This window comes from Rheinheimera gaetbuli, assembly GCF_054781935.1.
In genome coordinates this window covers 1-2,363 of sequence record NZ_BAAGTL010000042.1, presented here as the reverse complement: position 1 = coordinate 2,363, position 2,363 = coordinate 1, and the positions used below count along the sequence as shown (strand labels likewise).

Annotated in this window: 1 protein-coding gene; it reads right to left on the bottom strand. The window is 54.2% G+C overall.

Annotation, left to right across the window (positions count from 1 at the left end):
• Window positions 1-2,334: condensation domain-containing protein (locus ACYVIC_RS19665; protein WP_460862694.1), on the bottom strand; the 2,334-nt coding region annotated here is incomplete at its 3' end.
• Between the last annotated feature and the right edge of the window lie 29 nt (window positions 2,335-2,363).

Here is a 2,363-nt window from a genome sequence, read left to right as displayed (position 1 = left end):
GTTCAACTGATGCTGCGCCATCACCTGCTCAATCAGCTCCCGCCAACTGAATGCCTTCAGCTCAACCACCACCGGCAAAGAGTTCAGGAATAAGCCCAGACCCCGCTCACCTCCTTCTATTTCCGGACGGCCGTTATACACCACATTCGTCAGAACCCGTGACTGCCCACTCACCGTCGACAGCACCTTAATATGCAAGGCCATCAAGACCACCTGCACAGGGACACCCAACTCCGCAGCCAAGCCTATCAATCCGGCTGAGCGAGCCGTAAACTCTACAACACTGTGACTGCGATAATCCACCGCATCATCACTGGCTATACCGTTCACCGGCAACTGCTGTATTGGCGCGTCCTCCAGGCTGGCCATAAAGTGATGACGGGCCGCAACATTATTCAGTGCGGCCTGCTCCAGAGAAATGAACTCGCGATAAATGCTCTCCTCCTCCAGTGCCACCGGCACATCGCCTTTGCCATCTGACGACATCAGCAATTGCTGATAACGGTTATACAAGACAGTCGTTAATGAGGCACGACTCCAACCATCCAACACCGAATGGTGAAAACTCAATACAAAGGTAAAGCTGTCGTCTGTACGACGGAAGATATTGACCTGATAAAGGGCTCCCCCGGCCCAGTCAAATTCATGCCGTTTGTGTTGCTCTATCCAGCTTGACACATAACTTTGTTGTACAGCGTCCTCCTGCCCCCGTAAGTCCTCGACCACTAATGGCAGTGCACTGCCATGCTGAAGAAAGGCATCCGCCTCATAGACCAGTTGCAACGCCCGCTCGCCCGATAACCGGTAACGGCTACGCAAAATCGGATGCGCACTTATGCAATCTGACAAGGCCCGGCCAAATAAAACCTCATCCCACGGACACACGATATGCTCCGCATTAAAGTCATGATAGGTGCCATTGAAACCCGCCAACTGAGTATGAAAGACCATCCCCGCCTGCAAGACAGATAAGGGATAAGCATCTTGCAACCCCTCTTCCTCCAACAAATCCGCCCGCTCTTGCGGGGTTAGCAACCCAAAGGCTGCCGTAGCCTGTACGGCCTGTGCCTCCTCTTTCGACAGGCTCCCTTCAATATACCGGCTTAATGCTGCAACCGTCTGATAGGTAAATAAATCCTTAATCGCCAGCGGATACCCCTCACGCTTAAGCAGGGACACAACCCGTATCGACAGAATAGAGTCCCCGCCCAGACTAAAGAAATTATCCTCTACGCCTACCTGTTCAAGCTTTAATACCTCCGCCCAGATAGCACATATCAGGGTCTCTAAGCCTTTGGCCGGAGCAACATACCCCACATTAGCCATTCCCGACTCTTGCCCCATGCTCTTCGGCACAGGCAACGCATTACGGTTTAGCTTACCGTTGGCTGTCAACGGCATGCTTGCCAGTAACACAAACGCCGAGGGCACCATATACTCCGGCAAACCGGCTGATAAATGCTGGCGACAGATCTGGGCCAGCTCCTGCTCATCAAACGCATCCTCGCCCGCAGCCACCAGATAGGCCAGCAACCGGGTACTCTCCTCCCCGCCCTTCGTCTCCTTTACCGCTATCACTTCCGCATGTTGCACCTGCGGCAAGGCCACTAACTGTGCCTGGATTTCTCCCAGCTCAATCCGGTAGCCCCGAACCTTCACCTGCTCATCCGCCCGCCCTATAAAGGCCAGCTGCCCATTACTCAACCAGCGTACCAAATCGCCGCTCTTGTACACCCGCGCACCCTGATAAGATATAAAACGGCCCGACGTCTGCTCCGCAAGGTTGATATAGCCCTGACCTACACCCTCGCCGCCTATGTACAATTCACCTACACTGTTCACCGGCTGCCACTGCCCTGAAACACCTACCACATATAACTGACTACCCGCTATCGGCCGACCTATCGGCACATTCACCTGTCCTGACAAGGCCGCCAACTCCTCCGCTGTAGACACTTGCAATACACTCGTGCCTACCACCGTCTCCGTTGGTCCATATTCATTGACAAACACACTGGCCGGTAACAGCACTCCTTTCCACCGCTGCAAACTGCTCATCCGCCACTGCTCACCACCTACCACGATGACATGCGAACCACCACCACTGGTACCTTGCTCCTGGCTGTACACCAATGCATCAAGGTGGGCCGGTGTTAATTTGAACAACCAGCTCTGCTCGCCAAAAAGGTACGCTGGCAAGGCCTCCAGCGCCGCATCACCATCCGCCAATAACACCACTCGCTTCCCTTCACACAATGGCGTTAGCAGACTGGTTAACGTGGCATCAAAACACAACGGTGAACTCACCACCGCGCCCTGTAAGTGCGACGGCATATATGTCGCCCGCGCATGAGCAAGATAGT